The organism is Amycolatopsis sp. NPDC039088 (assembly GCF_055598845.1).
On sequence record NZ_JBVKAE010000027.1, the window covers coordinates 16,543 to 39,327 of the forward strand.

Below are 22,785 nucleotides of genomic sequence, written 5' to 3' on the forward strand. Positions count from 1 at the left end.
ATAACCGCGTACGGATTGTCCGACGGCCTTATCCGCGCAAGGCGGCACGACAAGACCCGCTATCTCAGTATGCACGAACACTTCGGGCGCCCTGCTCGACCTCTCAAGGAAGGGCCTCACCGGCCTTTCGTGTGATCGGCAATCGGAACCCGGCGTGCGAAGATGTTGTGATCCTTTGCGTCGTCTCCTGATTAGAACGGCAGAATGTCGAAACGACAAGCGGACCACGGCCGGCATACGCGCGGACGATCGCTCCTCGGCCCGGAGGAAGCCTCCCTGTTGGGTAGCTGGATCGCCGCGGCGATGGACGGGTTCAGTGCGGTGAGTGTGCGGGCCGTGGTTCATGCCGCCTGTTCGTCACCGTCCGCGATACACCGGCTTCCGAGCCTGACGACCTTGTTGACCGGCGTCCGGTCGAACCCGCCGATCGGCGTGCGTACCGCGCAGGCTGCGGATCTGGCCAGCTGGCTCTTGGTGCCGACGGCGGTTCAGCCTGACTACCAACATGTCGAGGATTGGATCCCGTTCGACGCACGGAAACTGCTTCGCGTGGAGTGGTCGGGGCAGGTGTGGCCGATTCATCCGGGGTTGTTCGAACGGCCATGGGAAGTGTTCGCCCGTCTTCGCCGATTCGTGCCCGCCGCCGATCCCGTACTTCTGGACCTGCTCGGGTTCGGAATCGGCGACCTGGCAGAGCTGGCGCTACGGATCATGGGACTCGAGTGGACACTGCTGTCGCCCCACTGGTCACTGCCTCCGGTCTCCCATCCGACGGCGCCCGCCCAGATCACCGACGGCGAGGTCGCCGCCGCTGCCCGGCTTCACGAACTGTGGCGTGAGCCGACCGCCGCGATCCCGGAGATACTGCTGTCCTACCGCGACACCGTCCGCTCGGACGAACACACCGAGCGGCTTGCCCGCTGTTTGCGCTAGGCCGCCCCGGAACCGACAGGCACACCGCAGGACCGCAGCGCGAAAGAGCCGATTTGGCTCACCGCGCTCACGATGACGACCAAGGACGGCCGTGTGCCGCTTCCTGGTGGCTTGGTTCCGGGAGCGCTGGGGAATTTGGCCGGGCGGCTGGTTGCGATGGCCGCCCGGGAGGACCGGAAGCGGCCGCACCGAGTTACCTCCGACGACCCCCGAGGCGGTCTTAACGGCGCCGATAGGGTGCGTTTGGGGACGGAAATACTGGTCGTCCACACCTTGCGGGGGCTTCCGGCACATGCACTATGTGGTGTCGACGTACTCGGCGGTCGGTCCGGGCATCCGCTGATTCTCCTAGTATCCGGGGCTCGTCACCTGATCGTCATCGACATCGTGGCCACCCTCGACGAGTCCCGAGTCCGCGCGGATATCAGAGCCGCGAAACGTCGTGTGGCTGCAGTAAGGCCGGGAAGTCACGTGCGGCTGGCCCCGTACTTCCTGCCCGATCAGCCACCGGACCTCACACACGAGGAGCTGCCGTTCGACCACGAAGTCCTCCATAGCCGACCTGGCAAGATCGGCGCCGACGTGTCCATCACCCGGGTGGTCCTGGTGGGCGGTCTGTACAAATCACAAGGAGAGTTCCGTCCGGGCACGATCGTCCTGGGAATCGACGAATGGCGTGATTTCGTCAGCCAGGCTGAGAATACCGATCAGTTCTGGTCCTTCCTGGACGAGTTGTCCTCACTTCCCGGCATCGAGAGGCTGACCACCTGGGACGTCCGTGACGTCTGGGCCGCTTTCCGGGAGCACGGACTGCTACACCGTGCTGGTAACGGCAAAGTGCAGCTAGCGGTGATCCCCCGGGTTTCCCGCACGGAGTGGGAGCAAGCGGTCGAAGCGGACCGTTTCCTCGATCTCACATATCCTTTGGAGCTACCACCTCTCCGTGAGTGGCCTTCCTGGACGCTCCGCCCCGATCGGCAGGCGACCGCGGGGATGCTGAACCCCTACCAGTACCTGTCCTTCTCAGCCGACGGCGCGTACATCGTCGCGTTGCGCAACGCCCCACCCGGGCGGGACCGGCAGCTGGCGGTAGCCCTCGCCGACGCGCTCTACCTCGGCTTGGAGAAACTGCTCACGGATCCGGCCGGAACTGTCCGTCGGCGGCTTCTGCCGAACCGGCCCATCATGATCAGCCTGACGCCGACCACCGCACTCGATGACGATCAACCGATCAGATTCGCCGGCATCATCGCCGACCAGCCCCTCGTGGTCTACAACCTGGCGGCCATCACGAATACCGACGTAGCGGCCCTTTACCGGCACTGCGGTCAAGCGATCGCCGACGCCGGGGCCATTCTGGCCGCGCTGGGCGAGATGCCAGACCCGCCTGACGACGAGATCCTCGACATCGATCAGACGATCAGCGGCTCCGTCACCGCGGTGGAGACACGGGATTCCATCATCCAGCGATGGAACTCATACCCGAGCGACCTGCGGCTGGTCCACGAGCGCACGCCGTTCACCGACACTGGCGGAGCCGGAGTCGGACCGCTGACCGACGCTGGCCGAGCGAGGGCTTTCCGTGCGCTCGCCCAGGTACTCCACCGGCGCGGCGTGTGTACCGACGTGCTGACCGGCGATGCAGCGGTACGTCTGATCCGTGATGAACTGGTGCCCAGGCTGCTGAGCCTACTCGACCACGAGGTCGGCCGGCTCGACCTGGACCATGCCCTCCCCTCGGCGGCCGCGTTCGTGGAGCACACGTGGGTCGCGCATCGCCGGCGGGATTCCCGGCGAGCCATGATCGGGTCCGCCGACGACGGTGGAATTGTCGATTCAGCGTTGGAGGACACCGCAAGCTGGCGGGCCAGCAACCTGGTCGTCGAGCACATGATGACGAAATCGCCCAACGGCACCTCTCGGCTCGACGAGCGCGACTGGAGACGTCTGGTCGACATCGCCGCCCTCGCCCTCGAACTATCCGGACTGGCCGACGCGGAAGCAGTCGGCTTCCAGGACGCGAGCGCGCAGGTCCTCGCCGACGGCGTGGTCTCGGTATGGTCCGGCGAGCCTCGCGCGGACATGGCAGCCCTCCAGCGAGAACGACTGAGAGTCCACCTGGCCCAACAAGCCGACGTCCTCGCGTCCGAGCCCCTCCCGGATGAGGCGAGCACAAGCCATGCGGAGCAGCCGTTCACTCCGTTGCGGAGCCTACTGCACGCAACGCTTGAGAACAGCGGCAAAGAGGAAAACACCCGCCGCCACACCGAACTGATGCTCGACGTCGAGAACGCCATGCGAACCACTCTGGGTTTCGACTCCGACGCCCTCCTCGCGGTCTTGCAAACCACAGCCTCCTGGCCGGTGAACGGGGCTCCGATCATCGAGGTCTCGCTCACCGACCTCGCTCGCTCCGCAAGCGATTGGTCCGGCGTGACCATTACCGAGATCACTGCGGCGATTCGAGCTCTCACGCTCGATTCACAGCGATTGAAGACGTCCGGCCTGGACTTCTGGAACGTCGAACGACGACAAGACCGTCTCGCCACCCGGCCACTCATCGGCCTCTCAGCCGTCGGCCGCCCAGAGCGCCTTCTCCTGCTCCCACGCCAGGCAGCCGCCTCGCAACAGATCTTCGCGAACTACCGGATCGCAGCCCGCTTACCCTGGCCCCATCGATCACTACCACCCGAACTGAAGGCCAGCCTGACCGAGCTGGCCAGGTTCCGTCAACGGCAGTTCGAACACGAAGTCACCGAGGCCGCCCGACGCCAGGGTCTACGGCACCTCCGGCCAGGCCTGCTGAAGGCCAAGGCGGCGAAACACGGACTCGACATCCCCGGAGAGATCGACCTCCTCGCCGCCGACATTCGCACGAAACAACTCTGGGTCATCGAAGCAAAGAACACCCAAGCGCCCTTCTCCATCGACTACACCTTCTACGACCTCAGAGACTTCCACGGAGCCCGTGACAACACCCGGACCCACGCCAAACAACAAAAAACTCCGGAGAAGGCATATGTCGGGAAACTCCTCGCCAAAACGGCCGCGGTCCGCTCACAACTCGCGGCCGCGCTGAATGCGACTGGCGTCAACGACAGTCCGGAGGGCTGGACCGTCCTCGCCGTGGTGGTCACTCCCGACCCCAACGTCGCGGCATTCGTCGACGAACCCCGCGTCCCATTCGCCCGCGTCGCCGGGCTTGAACGCCTGCTCTCCGGCGAAACCCCGCCTATACCAGGCTTCATTCCCTCATGACATCGTCTTCTGGATACGACCGTTGCCTTCGGGGCTGGTCCGCAGCCCTGTCCGTTCCCTTGGCTTCGTAGCGTCGGTACCGGTCCCTCGCCGAGAGCGACTCAGTCCTTCGACATCTTGAAGGCGAGGCAATCACTGCACAGGAACAGGTCAGGGTCAAGCGTCGCGCGGCCGCAGCTGTTGCAGCTGCCCAAAGCCTCGGTGGTGGCGAAGCCGCACTGGAAACATACGGTCGTCGGCACGTCCGGTCTCGTCTTTGAGGTGACGTCGACGAGCGCCTCCTCACCACAGCTCGGTTCGGGGCAGCGGCTGATCGACCAGCCGCCTTTGCCCTGCGCGGCTTCGTAGCGAGACTCGTCGAGAATGTTCTCGACGTAGAGCGCGGCGACGTCCCAGCCGGGTTCCTTCCACCATGCTGTGCGACAGAACCGGCAGACGCTGTCGTCGCTACCGACCTCGAAAGTCCAGGTCAGCCGACCGCAAGTCGGGCAATTGATGATCATGCCAGTCCAGCTGTCCAGCTCGCCGGCTATAAGTTCCAGCCGGATCCGGGCGACCGCGCCGATCTCTCCCAGGGCGCGCACGATCATGTCCCGAGCTCGCATGAGTGGGGCTTCGTCCTCGTCTGGAGCGCCTGGCTCCAGGTGGTCGACTATGAACCTGGCCAGTGCTTCCATGGCCTTGGCTGCACGAGTGCTGACCACTTCTCGGTTGCTGGTTGAGCCGAAGTGCTGCAGCTTGTTTCGTTCCCTTGCCAGGTTGCTGAATGCTCTGCGTGCTCGGGGCAGGTCGATGTCCGCAACGTCCTTCAGGCGGTTCAAAGCCTCGGTGAGGGTGACACTCTTGAAGTCACCACTCCGCCACTTCCCCACGTCAGCCTTCTCCGGGTCTTCGAAGACGTACTGGATGCCTTCGCGTTGAAGCCGGACCTTCAGCAGGATCTCCGCTGCCGCCTGGAGGTGTAGCACCGCATACTTCAGCGCCCGAGGGTCGTCCGCGTCCAGCAGCTCTTGGATGGCACGGTCGAGGAAGTCGACGCCGTTGAGGATCGGATGAAACTCCAGTTCACCGGAAGGCTGCTCAGGGGCGGTCATGCTCACTTGTACATTATGCCGAAGGAGCGTGATGCAACGAGCTGGAGAACCTCCGTCGCGGGGTTCGTTACGCAAACAGACGTCAAGGCAGTGCACGCACTAGGTCCACGAATTGTTCGCAAGGCAATCGTCTCCGGCGCGTCTACGACCGCACTGCCGTCGCACCTCTGGGTGCGCTCGCTCCAGACCGTCGAGGTCCTGCCCCCGGCGATCCTGCCGGGCGGCGAGCACTGACTCCGATGGTCCCTCTCACGCCAGCTTCAAGTTCACATCAGCTCCGACACAGAGCTCGGGCACACTCGTCGCCCCTGGGAATGTCGGGGCCGCGTGGGAGACTAACGGCAGTGCATTCGAGGGTTTGAGAAAGGTGCTGCTCGCGTTGGTCGAACTACATCCCTCAACATACTTGCAGGCGGCGGCCTGGGTGCCCGATGATGACCCGGAACGTCCGTGGGAAGACGCCGCCGACCTTGCCGCGGACTGGATCCAGGGACGAAGCGAGGTCGAGAGGACAGCGCCGCTTCTGGTGACCAACACCTTCCAGAACGGTGTCGGCATCGGATGCCTGGGGGAGATTGCTCGCCGTGGCGGTCATGCCACGCCGCAGGGCAAGCAACGGTTCGGCCACAGTCCTGTGCTGGCTTACGTGCCGGATGCACGAACGTTGAAGTTCGCTCTCGATCTCGCCCGCGGCTACTCGCTCGCGGTCGTGGAGACGGTCACCTTCCCCCTGGCCGAGTGGGCCGCGGGTGCTGGGGCCATCAACCTGCTCGACGGGAGCACGAGCGCTGGCAGCCTTCGGTCCGATGTCAAAGCCGACCTCGACAGCGCGGTGTTCTTTGGGGGCAACAACGGCTGGTCTGGCCCGCACGAGAAGCGGCACGCCCGCACTCACCTCGGGCACCATGTCCAGTCCGGACTTCTCACACCCCAGCAAGCGGCGTCCTACGTCATGTCACGAGGCGTCTCCAACAGGGGAGCCGAGAGACTGCGACTGCTCCTTGAGAAGGAGGCGTAGCGGGCGTGCAGGACCTTTACGATCGCGCGTTTGCGAGACTTGACCGAGTGGCCGTCAAACGGCAGGAGTTCACCCAGTGCTGGGCGACGTACATCTCGGTGCATCCGTGGGACATTGATGTCCGGAACGTCGACTCCCGGACACTGGAGATCCTGGCAGTCATGCGCGAGCCAGCACCGGTCGAGCTGGCGCTGATCTTTTCCGAGTGGTTGGCAGCAGTGCGGGCGTCACTCGACAATGCCATCTATGCCCTTGCATCCGCGACGACCGGGCAGAATCCCCCTCCGCAGGCCGGGCGCATCCAATACCCGATCTGCTCGACTCCTGACGACTTCAAGGGCCAGGCAAAACGCCTCTCGATGCTACCGACGCACATCATTGAGGCACTTGAGAAGGCACAGCCCTACCAATCCCCTTGGGGCCCCAAGAGCAACCTGACCTGGTGGGTCAACGAGCTGGCCCGCAAGGACCGTCACCGAGCGCTTCACATCGGGCTCGGCCGCGTCGAGGAGCACCACATCCGAATTGCCGTACCGAACGGCGTAAACATTGAGTTTGATGAAACCGTAAAGCCGTACAGTCACATCGAACAAAGGCTGGTGCTCGCGCGTTTCACCGCCAGCCGACCGCTACGTCCAGGAGAGGTCACAGCGGACTTGACAGGCGTCTCCATCGCCCCGGAAGTCCAGGACTGGGCCGACTTCCACCTGAACGGCAACCGGCAGACACTCCATGACCGGATGACCTACACCGAAATCTTCACACGCAACCATCTGGAGAACATGGCACTGATGGGTGGCTGCACGCCACCAGGCGGGTTCAAGACATTCAACCCCGCTGAATCCAATAGCAAGGGGTAACCCGGATATTTCCGGGAGGCGCACGGAATCGGTTCTCGCTATATCCGAGCCCCGCCCAGTCCCATGAACCACCGGGTGTGAGAATGCTGCCACCTCATGTTGGATGGTACTCACCCCTGCCAGCCGCCGCGCGCGGAGCCTCTTCAGCTCAGACGCATGCTGGGCGCGTACGAATGAGCGCGCCCGTTCGATCCACGGCAATCTCAGCGAGAGACCACTCGTCGACCGTTATTCAGTCAACGCAAGTACTGATATCAACTTAATTGAGCGCTAGGCCTGCGGCTGTTCCAGCAGGCGAACGCGCAGGTCGCCTGGCCCGTCGCTGGCTTGCACCGCCACCGCATGCGGTAGTCGGCCCAGGAACTCTTTGAAACTCCTGCAGCCATAGTTACGTTCATCGAACGACGGATCGAGCTGCAGCATCTTGTGCTTGAGCCACGCCCCTGGTGCGTCTTCGCCGTCACGTTGGCCCAAAGCGTGCACCAGGAGCCGCTCACCGTCCTGGATATCGAAGCTCGCCTTCACCACAGGCTGCGCACTCGGCTCGACTGCGGCCACTAGCGTGCCCCAGTACTTGTACTCGGAACACACCGACACCAACCGCGGGCTGGCCGAGGCTTCGGTTCCGACCCCGACGACGTGCTTGCCGAACTCGCGCAGCCGCTGGACGAGCGGCGAGTAGTCCCCGTCGCCGGCGACCAGCAAGTAGGTCCCGATGTCCGGGTGAGTGATGAGTGTTTCCATGGCGTCGACTGCGAGGCGGATGTCTGCGGCGTTCTTCTGCTGGATACCGAAGCGGTGCAGCTGGATGAGGTCGACGCCGTTCATGGCCAAGTCATGCTGGTACTTGCCGAACTGCTGTTTCGCCCAGTCTGCGAAGGCTCGACGGATCGAAGCATTCCCGTAGTCACGGCACACCATCTCCAGCGCCGCGTAGGGAACTGGATTGGCCTGGTCGGGAAGGGTGTTGGCGGCCCCGATGGCCAGATTCTCGAAGTCGATGAACACCGCTACTTGCTCGGGTCCGCCGGGGCGTCCGTTCGTCGTCATCTGAATTCCTCCGCTCCCTCACAGTAAGGCTTGCACGTACCTCTCAGCTCTACAATCCGCTCGCCCCCTCCCCGCCCAAATCTCCCATGTCAGCGGACACGCGAAGAGGTCACGATGACCGTTGACAGTCGGCATAGAGCGAGAGCGCAAGGACCAAGCCAACGCGAACATGCGGGGCGCTGATTCGCTCACCAGCGTGGGGCCGTAGAGTACGGCGCTAGTACACAGACAGTCCGGAGGGGAGCCCGGGGTTGGGTCTGGAAGTCGCATTGGGATTTCTCGTGGCGTGGGCCGCGAGCAAGGGCCGACGGCTAGGTAGGCATCTTGACGGTGTCGCGGACGAAGTGACCGACACGGCGGGTGCCCGCGTCAGGGAACTGATCCTCCGCCGCCTGGGCGGGGATTCGGCAGTTCGGCAGCTCGTGTCGGAAGCCGAGCACGGCGAGGTCGGTGAGCGCACGCGGCGGCGTGCTGAACTGGCCCTTGAAGACGCCGTTGCCCGCGACACACTGTTCGCCGAGGAACTTCAAGCAGCGATAAGCGCAGTGAACCCTCAGGTCGGTTCAACTCACGGGCACAACTACACCGTGACGATCAACGGATCGGCCTATGCTTCGGGAGGGATCGCCTTCGGCGCGGTCGGCAGGGACGTCGTTATGCCGACGATGCCCGTCCCTGGCACGCCGGATCGGGATCAGAGCACTCCTCATCCGGCGCTCTAGCCGCTCACCTTGGTCAAGCAGGTGTTACACAGGGCGGTCTCGCGATCGGAGTCGCCGGCAACGTCGTCTTAGCGCAGCATCATCAGGCGATGTCGACCGTGGCCGTCACACCGGTCGATAGCGGCCGCAACAGGAGTTCACACCGTTTCGTCGGCAGAAAAGCGCAGGTCGCGAAGCTGGTGCGACATGTGACGGAATCCGACGGGAAGAGCCGGATCGCGTGTCAGGTGACCGGCATCGGGGGGACCGGGAAGAGTGCTCTGGTTCGCCATGTCGCCGAATGTGTTGTGCGGCAGGGGAACTTTTCCGGTGGCATTGTCATCGTCGACTTCCGAAGGTGCTTGGGGCCGGCCTCTCTGGAGCAAATCTCCGGCGCACTCGTCGCCGCACTCGGCGGGACGGAATCCACTATCGCGCCGACGGTCGCCTATCACAGGCTGTTGGCGGAGAAGGCGTCAGCGGGCGAGCCGATCCTCATCATCCTGGACGGGGTATCGGACGCGGACCAGATCCGTGGTCTGCTCCCGGAGCAGCAGCCTCATCGTGTTCTCGTCACAGCAAGAGAAACGCTTCCGCTGATGTCGGCACGGGAGCTCGATCTCACCGTGATGACCGTTCCGGACGCACTCGAGCTTCTCGCAGTGGTCTTCGGTGTGCTCCGCCCTCTCGATCGACGTCTTCGTGACGATCCATCGGCCGCACTAGACCTGATCCAGCTTTGCGATCGGCTGCCGTTGGCCCTTGAGATCGCTGCCGCGATCCTTGCCGCGGAGCCGGCGTTGACCGTCGCCGCCCTGGTCATCGAGCTGATCGACCCATCGGAGCGAGTCAGAAGCCTGCGGTATGGGTCGCAGGCGCTGGAAACCATCTTGTCCGCTTCTTGGCAGCGGCTCGGTACGCGCGATCCACAGGCCGCGGAGCTTCTTCCCCTGCTCACGCTTGCCCCCGGTCCGGACTTCAGCAACGCGATGGCAGCCGCGCTGGCAGGCGAACCGGAAACACGGATCAAGGCGCCACTCAGGGCTCTGCGCCAGGCCAAACTTCTCCACCTGACACCCAACGGCCGCTGGCGAATGGACCCCTTGGTCAAGGTATACGCCAGCCGCCTGTTCGACCGACTTGACCAAGACACTCATACTTTTATCGTCCGCGTCCTGAATTACTTCACGGAAACCGCAGAGATGGCTCTGAAGTGCTTGCGGAAATCAGCCGATTTCGCACCCAACGCCGTATTTGCGAATCACGGGGAGGCATTGAAATGGTTTAGCGATGAACGCTATGGAATCTTCGTCACCATCCAGGAGGCGGCGACACATCACGATCTGATGCGACGACTCGCAGAACATTTCTCGGCTTATCTCCAGCATACCGGCGAAGCGTCCACCCTGGTCAAGATTCGCGGAACCATGACAAGAAGTCTCCAAGCGACGGGTTGCACCCCCGTCGAACTAGGTACAGCCTTTGCCGAACTCAGCACCGCGCACGCCGCCAAGGGAAATCTTGATGCTGCGATGGAGAACGGTGAAATGGCCATGACCATACTTCGTCGCGCCGGCGACCCCGTCCAAGAAGCACTGGGATGGGGAAAATTCGGAGGGGTTCTCTGGCGTCGAGGGCGCCTCGAAGGAGCTCTCGACGCCTATCAGCGCGGCGTTCGCTTACTCCAAGACGTGGCGGACACGGGCAGGGAAGCGGCCGCTCTGAACCAGCTGGGTGATCTGCAGCGCGAGCTGTGGCGCCATGACCGCAGGTACCTGTTCCTCGCTGACGCATCCCATCGTCGGGCCGCGGAGCTCTACGGGAGCCGCGGCGACCACTGCGGCCGAGCAGTCTCACAATGCTACCTTGCCCAGACTCTGTTATCCGCAGACCGCCTTGACGAGGCCTTCCGGGAGTTTCGCCAGGCCGCCACGTTCCTCGACATGCGAGGATACGAAAAGGAATACGCGGAAGTGAATCGGCGTTTTGCGACAGACTTGGTCGTACACGGTCGATTCACCGAGGCCGTCGAGGGGTTTCACACCGCAGCCGAACTGTTCGGAAAAATGGGCGCGTTTCGATCAGAAGTGGATTCCCTCCATCGCGCTCACCATCTCGATTATCTCGCCAGCGACGAGAACCAGCCACAACTGGCTGTCGCCGCACAGCTGTTCCGCGCGATGCGGGACTACCCTCGGCTGGCCGAAGTTCTACAACGCCGAAGCGTCCAGCTGGCCAGAGTCGGGAAATTCAGCGAAGCGCGCAGTAGCGCAAAGGAGGCAATGGGCCTGTACAGAGGAATCGGCAATCAGAAGGGGGCCGATGCCGTCTCGCAACGACTTGACCGTTGGGGCCTGAACAGGCTGGACTCAACCGTAGGCGTTCAGCATCCGTGCACAGCGTCCACGACCAGTCGTCCACGCCAAGGCAGGCAAGGGCGTCACCACCTCACGCAGGACTAGATATCCAGTCAGCTGACCAATGGCGGAGTTCGGCAACAGCAACTAACCCGATCCCGCCTTCCGTCCTCACGACTCACCGCAGCCGAAATGGTGCAGTTTCAACGGAATCCATCGTCGTACACCAGGGTGACCACGGTTTCGTGGCCACCCATGGACGTCGTGTGTTACATGCGCCGCCTGCCAGACGACATAGCGGGACGAGACCGGTCAGAAGGGACCGCGCCGCATGCAGAGCGAACGGCACGTCCAGCTACGCTGGGAGCCCAGGACCGTCGTCATCGGCGAGCCGGCGGAGGCTGTGGTCTGTCCCGGAATCGCGGTCACCCGCCGCCAGAGTGGAGGCGTAGTTGACGAGCTCTGGCTCCCTGTCGGCGAAGCCGATCCCACCATCGCCGACGACGAGGCCCTGATCGCTGTACTGCGCGCCGCATGGCGCTGGAGCGCAGCATCCTCCTGAACGAGCGCTCGACACCGGCGCATTGGAAAGGCCAACGTGGACCCCGACAAGCTCGTCGACTGACACATAGTCGGCCGTCTGGCCAGCACCCGCTTGAGCAGCTTCGTTTGGTGTTCACGCCTTCGGGGCGTCCGTTGCGATGCTCGAGGGTGATCGCTGCTGTGACGGCGTCGATGTCCTGTTCGATGCCCCGGGTGAAGGAATGTTCGTGGGTAGATCCGCCTCGCGTGCGGCGGGGGGTCCATGCCGCTAACAGAGCCGGGTTCGTGCGGGCGCTGCTACTGGTCGGTCGAGCCAGGCTGGGACGGATGGTCGGCCCGGGACGGGTCCGCGGCCCAGGACGCGGGACTGCGCCACCGGGCCCGGGAGGAGATGTTGGCCGACACCTTGCGATGGGAACGCCAGCAGGGGCTGGACCGGGAAAGACACGCAGGCCTCAGCGCGCAGCGCGAACGCGAGCTGCTCGACGCCCTCGACTGACGGCCACTGAACCGGTCGAGATCGACGTGGGAACGATCCACTTGCCAGCCGGCCTGGTCGGTCGAGGTGGACTGGCACATCGCAGAGCTGGCTGCCCACCTGGCAGCCCAAGGAATCCGCGCCGAACTGGTCGCCCCTTTGTCTGCTGTCCAAAGCAGCCCACGTTAGTCCATCCTGCCGAGCCGTCGCCTGTTGCCCCATGCCGACAATTCGAACCTGTTGCGTCTTACGATCAGCCCGCAGCCTCGAGGTCACGTACGGAAAAGGACACAACCCGGGGCAGCACACTCCCGTTCATATAGGAGTGTGCGGCCTTCGGGGCGGGCCGTCATCGCTTCCGCCGCAACCGCGTTCGCGATGTCGGGTCGACAGGTACTTCTCAGCGACCGGAGTGGTCGATCACGTTCCCGTTCGAACAATTGTTGACGTGGTTGCCGACCCAATCCCCCAATACCGGCACGACCGCAACCTCTTGCAGGCATACGGCCGCCGCGGTGAAGTTCCAGTTGTTGGCGGCATTGACCCCGCCATCAAGGATGGTGCCAACGGCTTCGATCGGGCCCGCTACGGGACCGTCGGCCATCGCGGGTGCCGCAGCACACAAGGAGACACCGAGAGCAATGAACAGAGGCGTGACGAACTGGCGATCTTACGCATGGATTCCCTTCGAAACTGGCCGATCGTCCTCAAAATATCGGCGGAGCACGCATGAGATGAAGCGCCCTATGCCTTTACCCCTGATCGTGTATCGATGAACTGTCCTGCTGCGCCACGCGATCGTGTTCCGGCTGAAGCCTCGGTAATCTACCGGCCACTCTCCCCAACCCCTGCGCGCCGTCCGCCACGTTGCTGACTCGGCGGGGCGTCGTCGTCATCGACGCGCAGCCGGCAGGTACAACGCTCTCCGGATGGATTGACAGTCGGTCATGTACACCGGGGGATGCTGTCCGAGATGAAGCTGAAGACGTTGGCGGCAGTTCCCGGTGTCCTCAGACGGCGCGCTGCCGAAACGGCTGGGCTAGGGTGAACAGGTGACAGAAGCCGACAGCGCGTCGAACGCAGACGCCCCCAGTCACGACCCTCTGGTCGCGGCGGAATTCGTGGGCCTGCGCTCGGAGATTCTCAAGCTCATCGAGCTCCAATCACAGCTTGTTTCACTTGCAGTAGTGACCATGGGCGCGGTGCTCGGCGTGGCTGTCCAGACGCGAAGCTCCGGCTTGGCTTTCGTCTACCCGGTGCTGGCGCTCATCCTTGGCATCACTTGGCTCAATCACGCACATGCGATCAGCCGGTGCGCCCTGTATCTTTCACAGGAATTCGAACCACGTCACGGTAATGGGGCATTGGGTTGGGAAGGATTCGTCCGGAAGAATCCGCTCCGTTTCGGCATGCTCGGGTATTGGGGTGTCCGGTCCGTGTTCATGGGTAGCTCACTCGTGGCTTTGATCATCGGCTGGGCCCTTAGCCGAGGACACGCACTTCTGATCGTCGCTGGCGTGATCTCCTCCCTGATCAGCTTTGGCACTGTCGCGTTGTTCTTGGTGTGGCGCGAATCCTCCCCGCGGAAACTACTGGCCGAAGATCTTGCCAAGAAGGGGACCGCCTGCGAATGATCGGCTACTACGCACACCATCTCGGCGCTGGGCATGTCCAGCGGGCCGCCGCGATCGCCGCCGAGGCGAAGACCCCAGTCATCGGCTTTTCCAGCAAACCGGCGCCAGCCGGATGGACCGGCCGATGGATCCACCTTCCTGACGATGCGGACGGCGTCGACCCCGCAGCTTCCGATGTCACCGCGGGCGGGACGCTGCACTGGGTTCCTCGCGGCCACGTAGGCCTGCGGACCCGGATGGAACTTGTCGGCAAGGAACTCGCTAAAGGCGAGATCAGAGTGATGGTCGTCGATGTATCGGTCGAGGTGTCAATCTTCGCCCGCTTGTACGGGATTCCCGTGGTCGTCGTGGCTCAGCCTGGTGATCGCGACGACCGACCACATCGGCTTGCCTACGATCTCGCGGACCTCCTGTTGGCACCTTGGCCTGATCTCGCGGCTTCGACGTGGCCGCAAGGGTGGCTGGACAAGACTGTCCACTTGGGCGCCCTGTCACGATTCGATGGCCGGATCGCGTCTGCGCACGAACCCGGTCGGCGAGTCCTCGCCCTGTGGGGCTCAGGCGGCTTGGACATCAGCGCCGAGGACATCAGCGCCGCTGCGACGGCCACCGCCGACTGGCATTGGGACGTTCTCGGGCCGCCCGTCCTTGGTGCCGCAGATCGACCCAACTTGACTTGGAACGGCTGGGTGGACGACGTCTGGTCCAGGCTGAGCACCACAGACGTGGTCATCACCCACGCTGGCCAGAACGCGCTCGCCGAAGTAGCCGCCGCCAGGCGGCCTGCCGTGGTCGTCCCGCAAAATCGGCCGCACGACGAGCAACATGCCACCGCTGCGATGCTCCGACAGGCCGGCATCGCCACCATCACGACAAACTGGCCCGAGCCTGAACAATGGCCACGGCTGCTAGAAAAAGCGAGAACATTCGACGGCACCGAGTGGAGCAGGTGGTCGCCAGGTGACGGTGCTGCGCGCGCGGCGTCGGTACTCGACGACGTGGCGCGCGCGAATCGTTGACCGCTGAGAGACGCACGTCCGAAACCACTCAACCGTGCGAACGGTGAGACGTTGGTCGACGACCCCAACGTCGCGCTCTTCTCGCCGGGCAACGATTCCGCGTGTTCAATCCCGACGCGAGGTCAGCAATCTTACCGCCATCACCGCGATGTACCGCGACGCGTCGAACTATCCCGCACCGGTCCGCGACCAGCTCCGCGACGACATCAAGAACCATGTCCGTCACGTCATCAACGAAGCATGGCCGGAACAACTGCGCGGCGAGAACCCCATCGACGGACACGCACTGACCGACTCCATCCAGAACCGGCTCGCCGCATCGAGTCTGTGACCGAAGGCGACAAAATCCTCCATGCCGAGACCCTGCGCCAGCTCAACATATTCGTCGAGATACACCAGCAACGGCTGAACTCGGTCACTCCAGCCTGCCCGCTCCACTCTGGTGGGTGCGCCAGACGGGCTCCGGGGTGATGCGACTGACGGCGACGCGGCGGTCCGCGGCGGCCTTGACCGGGTCGTCGAATTGCGGGCAGAAGGGTATGGCCGCCTGTGCAGCGGTAGCGGATACCGTGAAGACGGCAGCGAGGGACAAGACGACGGCTGCGGCCCGGCTGCGCAGAAGGGTTCTCGTCATGACAAGGACGCTAGGGCGCCCGCGGCAGCAGCCCGAGAACCATCACCCGGACGAGGCCGGTACCCACACGTCAGGGGATGACGCGGTGTGCCGTCCGGCCCAGGTCGGTGTGCGTCAGGCGCGGTGTCATGCAGATCGGCGAGGATCCGGAAGCCGAAACTGAGGTAGCCAGGTGCGCGTTGGCCAGTGCCGGCGGACGCCCCGTCAACGGCTCATTCCTCCAGCGGACGACGTGCTCGCGGGATCGCCCTCGGGGCGTTGATTGATCCAGGACAGCCCGCCGAGATCGAGGCGGTACTGGGCGCGGGTGACCGCGACGTAGGCGAGGCGGGCTTCGCCGGGTTCGATCTTGCCGGGTACCGGGTCGCCGCCGAGGCTGGTGTCCTCGGGGTCGTCGGGTTCGGTGAAGTCGTCGGCGATGCGGACCGTCGGCCATTCGCGGCCTTTCGCGGCGTGAGCGGTGGACACAATGACCTCGGCCTGGGCTTCGGAACTGAGCCGGGAGAGAGTCTGCAGCACGACGTCGACACCGTGCTCGTCGATCACGTCGACGAACGGCAACAGGTCACGCCCGTCGCGGTCCCATTCGACGTACTCCTGCACCTCGCCCCAGGTGGAGAACAGCAGCAGCTCGCGGTGGGTCGTGCGACGGCCGGCCTGTAAGTCCCGTGCGGCCTCGGCCAGTTTCCGCAGCTCGGCGGCGCGACCGGCGAGCGCGACCCGGCGTCCGGCGGCCAGCAGGGTGAGGATCTCGGCGATCGCGCCACCGTTCGTGCGGCAGAGGATCGCCTTCGGGGTGTCGACCGGAGCGAGTTCGCTTCTGACCGTCGGGGAACCGGTCAGACGGATCGGGGCATGGGCGATCGTGAGCCACCGGTTGGCCTCGGCGGCGACGGCGGGACCGAACCGGAACGAGTGCGACAGCGCCAGCTGCCGGGCCCGGAACCCGGTCATCACATCCCGTGCGCCACGCCAACCGTAGATCGCCTGGGCCGAGTCGCCGACCATGACCAGCTGCGCGTGCGAACCCTGGGCGAGGAACACCTGTTCGACTACGGGGTTGGTGTCCTGCGCCTCGTCCAGCAGGAGGAACTCGCCGTAGATCCTTGGCCGCGTCAGCGCCCACATCTTCAAGTAGTGGTCGTGTTTGAACGGCACCTTGCCCCGGTCCGGGGTCTGCAGGTCGGCCCACATCCGCTCGGCCAACGGCAACACGATCTCCACGAGCTGGTCATGCTCGTGTTCGTTGCTGATGCCCTTGGGCCAGGGCACATGCAGGCGGCTGAGGACATCAGCGGCCGAGTAGCAGTACTGCATCACCGTGTCTCGGGCCAACGAGCACAGGGTCGAAGGCCGCAGTTGCCGGGCGCCAATCGTGACTTCCATCGTGATGCCCAGCAGGTGCGCCAGCTTCGCCGTGGCCATCCGGGGGCGTTCCATCCGCTCCTGAAAGCGGTGTCCGACGGCCTTGAACGCCAGCGCGTGCGTGGTCGAGCACCGTACATTGCCCCGAAATCTCCGCTGCGCCTCCCGCGCGATCGACTTGTTGAACGCCAGATACCGGCCCTGCCAGCGAGACGCGGCACCCAGCATCGTCAACGTCGTGGTCTTTCCCGTTCCCGCGCCCGCCTGCAACACCAGATCCTCGCCACGGCGAAACGCGACCACCGCGGCCTCCTGCTCCGCGGTCGGACGGCGTGACGACATCGAGTTCCCTCCCTGAGGCACGTGGGCGACTCCACGATCACATACCGGGACGGCGTTTCTCGACGGCCAAAGCGGTCTACTGGTCCGGGACAGTCCCAAGCTGAATTGGCGCCTGCCCGGACTACGAAGCCGGGCAGGCCCCCGAGGTCGACAAAGTCCTCGTTGGCTGAATATACCGACCGCCGTCTGAATTCTGCCGACCGACCGAATTGACTTGGCCAGCTGGTTCACGTGGCGTAGGTGCTGTGGGGGCGAAGCGGGCTTGGAAGAAGCTGAAGTGGGGTGGCTCGTGGGTGAAGGAACGCCGTGGGTCGCGGTGCTGGCGGACGCGGATGAGACCGTCGGCGACGTGGTCGATGCGGCTTCGGGGCGTCGACGCACCAGGGGAACGACGAGCCAGACGAACTCCAGCAGCGGTAGCTGTCGAAGCCAGTGGCCAGGTGGCGTCGGGCTGAGACGATTCCGCGCTCGACACCGCGGATCACGCCGTCGAGGTAGATGGCGGCAGCAAGGGTCTGGCTGGGCAATGCGGTGCGAGGCAGATGGGCGAGGACGGCGGTGCGTCGACACAGACGCAGTGCCCCTAGGGGGGCCACGTTCACGGCACCGATATGCCCTCCACCTGCCAGGAAGGCGTGCCGAGCGTTGTTGCGCGGCCCGGTGCGTACCGACCTGTCCGTGCGTTCGGTGCCGCGGAAACGATCGGTGCTGAACCGTCAACGAACCGAGGTGACGATCAGGTTCAGCGGCGGCCAGGCCGCGGGAGAACTTTCGCGAACGACCCACGTCGCCGGATCAGACCGTCGTAGGACTCGGCGGTCGCGCCGTCGAGGCTGATCGTCAGCCAGTATGGACGATGAGTCGCGAGCAGGTCGAGGATGGCGGGATTGGCCAGCCAGCCATGAACCATTGGAGGAGACCGACAGAACATGCCCAGCTCGAACGCACGGGTGCAGACATCCGGAAACAGATTGTCGATCAGGGGTTCGCCGCCCCTGAGCTGCAGCCACAGCACCCCGGCCTCAGCCATGATGTCCTGCAGCCTGGCCCGGTCCGGCCAGGCCAACCCCTCGAACTTCTTCAACCCCAGATAGCAATGCTCGCAGCCGAGATCAGCTCGTAGGACGCCCGCCCGTAACCAGAACGCGACCGGTAGCGGATCGGAATCGTCCCAGCCACAGAACGGCCGGAGATGTCGAGATCCGACCGGCGGCGGTGAACGACCTCCGCTCGCCCGCCACAACACCAGTCAGCGGCTTATCCAAGTCATCGATGAAGTCCCGCGCGAACTTCGCGGCGCGAGGGAGCAGTCCGGCCTGATGTGTGATCGGCGCCCGGACTCCGGCATGCGAAGATGAGGCGATTCCTGTGCTGTCTCCTGAATAGAACGGCAGAATGTCGAAACGACCTGCGGACCGAAGCCGGAATGCAGACGGACGATCAAACCTTGTCCCCTCAGAATCTGCCTTCCTGGCCAATTGGATCGGCGCGGCGATGGACGGGTTCAGCGCGGCAAGTGTGCGAGCGGTGATCCATGCCGCCTGTTCTTCGCCGTCCGCGGTACACCGGCTTCCCAGCCTGACGACCTTGCTCACCGGCGCTCGGTCGAACCCACCGATCGGCGTGCGCACCGCACGGGCCGTTGATCTGGCCAGCTGGTTAATGGTGCCGATGGCGGTTCACCCTGACTACCGGCACGTCGAGGACTGGGTCCCGTTCGACCCGCGGAAGCTGCTGCGCGTGGAATGGTCGGGGCAGGTATGGCCGGTGCACCCCGGGTTGTTCGAACGGCCGTGGGAGGTGTTCGCCCGGCTTCGCCGACTTGTGCCCGCTGTCGATCCCGTACTTCTGGACATGCTGGGGTTCGGGATCGGTGATCTGACCGAGCTGGCGCTACGGATCATCGGGCTCGAGCGGACACTGCTGTCACCCCATTGGTCCCTGGCGCCAGTTTCCCATCCAACGGCGCCCGCACGGATCACCGACGGCGAGGTCGACGCCGCGACCCGGCTTCATGGACTGTGGCGAGGTTCGGTTTCTCCGGTACAGGAGGTGCTGTTGCCCTATCGCGACACCACCCGCTCGGACGAGGGTGTCGAACAGCTCAGCCAATGCTTGCGCTGGGCCACCGCGGAACGAACCCGGTCGCCGCAGGACCGCACTGGGAAGGAACCTGTGTGGCTCACCGCGCTCGCGGTGAAGACCGAGGATGGATGCTTGCCGCTCCCTGGTGGTCTCGTGCTGGGTGCGCTCGGGAATCTGGCCGGGCGGCTGGTCGCGATGGCGGCCGGCGAGGACCGGAAGCGGTCACGACTGCGTACCCGGGATGACGCCCGCGTCGTCCCTTTCTGCACCGACAGGGTATGGACGGCGACCGAGCTTCTGGTCATCCACACGCTGCGTGGCCTCCCCGCACATGTGATCAGTGGAGTCGATGTGGTCGGAGGTCGATCCGGGCGTCCGTTGATACTGCTCGTGCCCGGGTCTCGCCACCTGATCGTCGTGGACATCGTCGCCACCCTTGACGAATCACGAATCCCGGCGGACATCAGAACGGCGAAACGCCACCTGGCTGGAGTTCAGCCAGGGAGCAGTATTCGGCTGGCCGCGGCTTTCCTGCCCGACGAGCCGCTAGATCTGTCTCACGAGGAACTGCCGTTCGAGCACGAGATCCTCCAAGGTCGGCCCGGCAGGATCGGCGCCGACGTCTCGATCACCCGGGTGGTCCTGGTCGGCGGCCTGTATCGATCCCAGAAGGAGTTCCGCCCAGGCACGATCGTCCTGGGAGTCGACGAATGGCGCGAATTCGCGGGCGAAGCGGAGAGCATCGATCAGTTCTGGTCCTTCCTGGACGAGCTGTCCACGCTTCCCGGGGTGAAGAGGCTGACCGCCTGGGAAGTCCGTGACCTCTGGGCCGTTTTCCGGGAACACGGACTACTGCATCGTGCCGGTAACGACAAGGCCCAGGTCGCCGTGCTCCCCCGGGTCTCCCGTGCGGAATGGGAGCAGGCGGTCGAGGCCGACCGTTTCCTCGATCTCACACATCCTTTGGAGCTGCCACCGCTACGCGAGTGGCCTTCCTGGGCGCTCCGCCCGGACGGAGGGGCGACCGCAGTGATGCTGCACCCGTACCAGTACCTGTCCTTCTCCGCCGGCGGCGCGTTCGTCGTCGCATTGCGCCACGCCGAACCCGGGCCGGACCGACAGCTGGCGATCGCCCTCGCAGACGCACTCTATATCGGCTTGGAGAAACTCCTCGTCGAGCCGGCAACGAAAGCTCCTCGGCGGCTGCTGCCGAACCAGCCGATCCTGATCGGACTGATGCCGACCACAACGCCCGATGACGAGCAGCCGATCAGATTCACCGGGATCATCGCCGGCCAGCCCTTCCTGGTCTACAGCCCAGAGTCCATCACGACGACCGGTGTATCGGCCCTTCACCGGCTGTGCGGGCAAGCGATCGCCGACGCCGCGGCCGTTCTGGTCGCCCTGGACGAGATGCCGGACCCGCCCGACGACGGGATACTCGACATCGATCAGACGATCAGCAGTTCAGCCACCGCACTGGAGTTACGAAAATCGGTCGTCCAGCGGTGGAACTCCACTCCGAGCAGCCTGCGGCTGGCTCACGAACGCACACCGTTCACCGACCTAGGCGGAGCCGGATTCGGGCTGTTGACCGATGGCGGCCGGGCGAGAGCCTTCCGCGCTCTGGCCCAGGTACTCCACCGACGTGGCGTGCAGACCGACATGACGACCGGTGACGATGCAGTGCGCCTGATCCGTCGTGAGCTGGTTCCCGCGCTGCTGAGCCTGCTCGATCACGAGGTCGACCAGCTCGACCTGGACCACGCCCTCCATGCGGCGGCAACCTTCGTGGAACACACCTGGGCCGCGCACCACCGCCGAGATTCCCGGCGTGCCTTGACCGGATCCGCCGACGATGATCACATCGTCGATTCAGCCCTGGAGGGCACCGCGGTCTGGCGGTCGGGCAACCTGCTCGTCGAGCACATGCTGACAAGAACGCCCCGCGGAACGACACGGCTCGATGAGCGCGACTGGAAACGGCTAATCGACCTCGCAGCCCTCGCCCTCGAACTGGCCGCGCTTGCCGACGCCGAAGCAGTCGGCTTCCAGGACGTGACTGCGCAGGTACTCGAATACGGGGTGGTCTCAGTGTGGTCCAGCGAGCCACGCGCGGACTTGCCAGCCCTGCAACGAGAACGGCTGAGAGTCCACCTCACCCAACGAGCCAACTCCTTCGAGTCCGAGCCCCCGCCGCCCGAAGCGAGCGCAGACCGCACCGAGCAGCCGTTCACTACGATGCGGGATCTGCTGTGCACGGCCCCCGAGAACGCCGGCAGCGCAGAGAACACTCGCGACCACACCGAACTGATGCTCGACGTCGAGAATGTCATGCGAACCACCCTGGGTTTCGACTTCGACGCTCTACTCGCCGTCTTACAGACCACCGCCTCCTGGCCTCTGGCCAAAGCGCCGATCGCCGAAGTCACACTCAACGATCTTGTGCGCTCGGCGAGCGACTGGTCCGGTGTGGCCGTCGCCGAGATCACAGCGGCTGCCCGGGCACTCACTCTTGATTCTCAGCGACTACTGACGTCCGGACTGGATTTCTGGAACATCGAACGACGGCACGAGCGCCTCGCCACCCGGCCACTCATCGGGCTCTCAGCCATCGGCCGACCTGATGGTCTTCTCCTGCTCCCACGCCAGGCAGCCGCCTCGCAACACATCTACGCGAACTACCGGATCGGAGCTCGCCTGCCATGGCCGCTTCGATCACTACCGCCGGAACTGAAGACCAGCCTGGCAGAGTTGGCCAAGTTCCGTCAGCGGCAGTTCGAGAAAGAAGTCACCGCAGCCGCCCGACGCCAGGGCTTACGACATCTGCGCCCAGGCCTACTGAAGAACAAGGCGGCGAAACACGGACTCGACATACCCGGAGAGATCGACCTCCTCGCCGCCGACCCCAGGACGAAACAACTCTGGGTGATCGAAGCAAAGAACACCCAACCACCGTTCTCCATCGACTACATCTTCTACGACCTCAGAGACTTCCACGGCACCCGTAACAACTCCCGATCCCACGCCAAACAACGAAAATCTCCGGAAAAAGCTTATGTCGGGAAGCTTCTCGCCAAAGCTGGCGCGGTCCGCGCACAACTCACCGCCGCACTGACCGCGACCGGCGTCGAGGCACGCCCGGAGAACTGGACCGTCGTCCCAGTGGTGGTCACTCCCGACCCCAACGTCGCTGCATTCGTCACCGAGCCCAGGGTTCCCTTCACCTGCGTTGCCGGGCTCGAACGCCTACTCTCCGGCGAAACCCCACCCGTTCCAGGATTCATCCCATCGTGACATCGCTCCGCAACACACCAAGTGTGCACGCGGAAGGCCGACCAGGACGGCCGCCGGCGTTGCCGCGACACGCATGTTCAACTCGAATGTAAGAGCTCAAGCGGGTCGACGTCTTAC

Annotated in this window: 18 protein-coding genes; 12 read left to right on the top strand and 6 right to left on the bottom strand. The window is 64.4% G+C overall.

The annotated features are described in order from the left end of the window. Window positions 1-279: 279 nt before the first annotated feature. Window positions 280-933, top strand: a complete 654-nt coding sequence (locus tag ACZ7KI_RS29870) for a hypothetical protein (protein WP_470276386.1) — start codon at window positions 280-282, stop codon at window positions 931-933. 72 nt (window positions 934-1,005) lie between these two features. Then, window positions 1,006-4,191: a hypothetical protein gene (locus ACZ7KI_RS29875; protein WP_470276387.1), complete on the top strand. Its 3,186-nt coding sequence runs from the start codon at window positions 1,006-1,008 to the stop codon at window positions 4,189-4,191. 101 nt (window positions 4,192-4,292) lie between these two features. On the opposite strand, the gene ACZ7KI_RS29880 is transcribed toward ACZ7KI_RS29875, so the two are convergent. Continuing rightward, window positions 4,293-5,291 carry a hypothetical protein gene (locus ACZ7KI_RS29880; protein ID WP_470276388.1) on the bottom strand — a complete coding sequence of 333 codons (999 nt, stop codon included), beginning with the start codon at window positions 5,289-5,291 and terminating at the stop codon, window positions 4,293-4,295. A 361-nt stretch (window positions 5,292-5,652) separates the two neighbouring features. Between ACZ7KI_RS29880 and ACZ7KI_RS29885 the strand changes: the two genes are divergently transcribed. Together ACZ7KI_RS29885 and ACZ7KI_RS29890 are read left to right on the top strand one after the other, a co-directional pair. Further along, complete coding sequence (locus tag ACZ7KI_RS29885; RefSeq protein ID WP_470276389.1) at window positions 5,653-6,303, top strand: hypothetical protein; 651 nt, start codon at window positions 5,653-5,655, stop codon at window positions 6,301-6,303. Window positions 6,304-6,350: 47 nt separating this feature from the next. After that, window positions 6,351-7,163: a hypothetical protein gene (locus tag ACZ7KI_RS29890; RefSeq protein ID WP_470276390.1), complete on the top strand. Its 813-nt coding sequence runs from the start codon at window positions 6,351-6,353 to the stop codon at window positions 7,161-7,163. A 270-nt stretch (window positions 7,164-7,433) separates the two neighbouring features. On the opposite strand, the gene ACZ7KI_RS29895 is transcribed toward ACZ7KI_RS29890, so the two are convergent. Beyond that, the gene (locus tag ACZ7KI_RS29895; RefSeq protein WP_470276391.1) at window positions 7,434-8,213 is read right to left on the bottom strand and encodes an NYN domain-containing protein; all 780 of its coding nucleotides are present in this window, start codon (window positions 8,211-8,213) and stop codon (window positions 7,434-7,436) included. A gap of 344 nt (window positions 8,214-8,557) precedes the next feature. Between ACZ7KI_RS29895 and ACZ7KI_RS29900 the strand changes: the two genes are divergently transcribed. The 4 genes from ACZ7KI_RS29900 (at window position 8,558) to ACZ7KI_RS29915 (ending at window position 12,313) form a co-directional block, all read left to right on the top strand. Further along, window positions 8,558-8,935, top strand: coding sequence for a hypothetical protein (locus tag ACZ7KI_RS29900; RefSeq protein WP_470276392.1), 378 nt, complete (start codon window positions 8,558-8,560; stop codon window positions 8,933-8,935). Window positions 8,936-9,024: 89 nt separating this feature from the next. After that, window positions 9,025-11,376: an AAA family ATPase gene (locus ACZ7KI_RS29905; RefSeq protein WP_470276393.1), complete on the top strand. Its 2,352-nt coding sequence runs from the start codon at window positions 9,025-9,027 to the stop codon at window positions 11,374-11,376. A gap of 226 nt (window positions 11,377-11,602) precedes the next feature. Beyond that, window positions 11,603-11,833: a hypothetical protein gene (locus tag ACZ7KI_RS29910; RefSeq protein ID WP_470276394.1), complete on the top strand. Its 231-nt coding sequence runs from the start codon at window positions 11,603-11,605 to the stop codon at window positions 11,831-11,833. A 243-nt stretch (window positions 11,834-12,076) separates the two neighbouring features. After that, entirely contained in the window at window positions 12,077-12,313 is a 237-nt protein-coding gene (locus ACZ7KI_RS29915; protein ID WP_470276395.1) for a hypothetical protein, read from the top strand. Between the two features lie 379 nt (window positions 12,314-12,692). Here ACZ7KI_RS29915 and ACZ7KI_RS29920 read toward each other — a convergent pair whose 3' ends face one another. After that, window positions 12,693-12,896, bottom strand: coding sequence for a hypothetical protein (locus ACZ7KI_RS29920; protein ID WP_470276396.1), 204 nt, complete (start codon window positions 12,894-12,896; stop codon window positions 12,693-12,695). Between the two features lie 448 nt (window positions 12,897-13,344). On the opposite strand from ACZ7KI_RS29920, the gene ACZ7KI_RS29925 reads away from it, so the two are divergent. Genes ACZ7KI_RS29925 through ACZ7KI_RS29935 form a run of 3 tightly spaced genes read left to right on the top strand, consistent with a single transcriptional unit; the run spans window position 13,345 to window position 15,276 of the window. Beyond that, entirely contained in the window at window positions 13,345-13,926 is a 582-nt protein-coding gene (locus ACZ7KI_RS29925) for a hypothetical protein (protein ID WP_470276397.1), read from the top strand. Continuing rightward, window positions 13,923-14,945 (top strand): glycosyltransferase, encoded by a 1,023-nt coding sequence (locus tag ACZ7KI_RS29930; RefSeq protein ID WP_470276398.1) that lies wholly within the window; start codon window positions 13,923-13,925, stop codon window positions 14,943-14,945. Before ACZ7KI_RS29925 ends, ACZ7KI_RS29930 begins: the two co-directional genes overlap by 4 nt. 43 nt (window positions 14,946-14,988) lie before the next feature. After that, window positions 14,989-15,276, top strand: coding sequence for a bestrophin-like domain (locus ACZ7KI_RS29935; protein WP_470276399.1), 288 nt, complete (start codon window positions 14,989-14,991; stop codon window positions 15,274-15,276). An 84-nt stretch (window positions 15,277-15,360) separates the two neighbouring features. Here ACZ7KI_RS29935 and ACZ7KI_RS29940 read toward each other — a convergent pair whose 3' ends face one another. The 3 genes from ACZ7KI_RS29940 to ACZ7KI_RS29950 form a co-directional block, all read right to left on the bottom strand. Beyond that, window positions 15,361-15,579 carry a hypothetical protein gene (locus tag ACZ7KI_RS29940; RefSeq protein ID WP_470276400.1) on the bottom strand — a complete coding sequence of 73 codons (219 nt, stop codon included), beginning with the start codon at window positions 15,577-15,579 and terminating at the stop codon, window positions 15,361-15,363. A gap of 204 nt (window positions 15,580-15,783) precedes the next feature. Beyond that, window positions 15,784-17,286, bottom strand: a complete 1,503-nt coding sequence (locus ACZ7KI_RS29945) for a UvrD-helicase domain-containing protein (RefSeq protein ID WP_470276401.1) — start codon at window positions 17,284-17,286, stop codon at window positions 15,784-15,786. A gap of 742 nt (window positions 17,287-18,028) precedes the next feature. Further along, window positions 18,029-18,370, bottom strand: a complete 342-nt coding sequence (locus ACZ7KI_RS29950) for a radical SAM protein (RefSeq protein ID WP_470276402.1) — start codon at window positions 18,368-18,370, stop codon at window positions 18,029-18,031. Window positions 18,371-18,780: 410 nt separating this feature from the next. Between ACZ7KI_RS29950 and ACZ7KI_RS29955 the strand changes: the two genes are divergently transcribed. Then, window positions 18,781-22,668: a hypothetical protein gene (locus ACZ7KI_RS29955; RefSeq protein WP_470276403.1), complete on the top strand. Its 3,888-nt coding sequence runs from the start codon at window positions 18,781-18,783 to the stop codon at window positions 22,666-22,668. Window positions 22,669-22,785 lie beyond the last annotated feature (117 nt).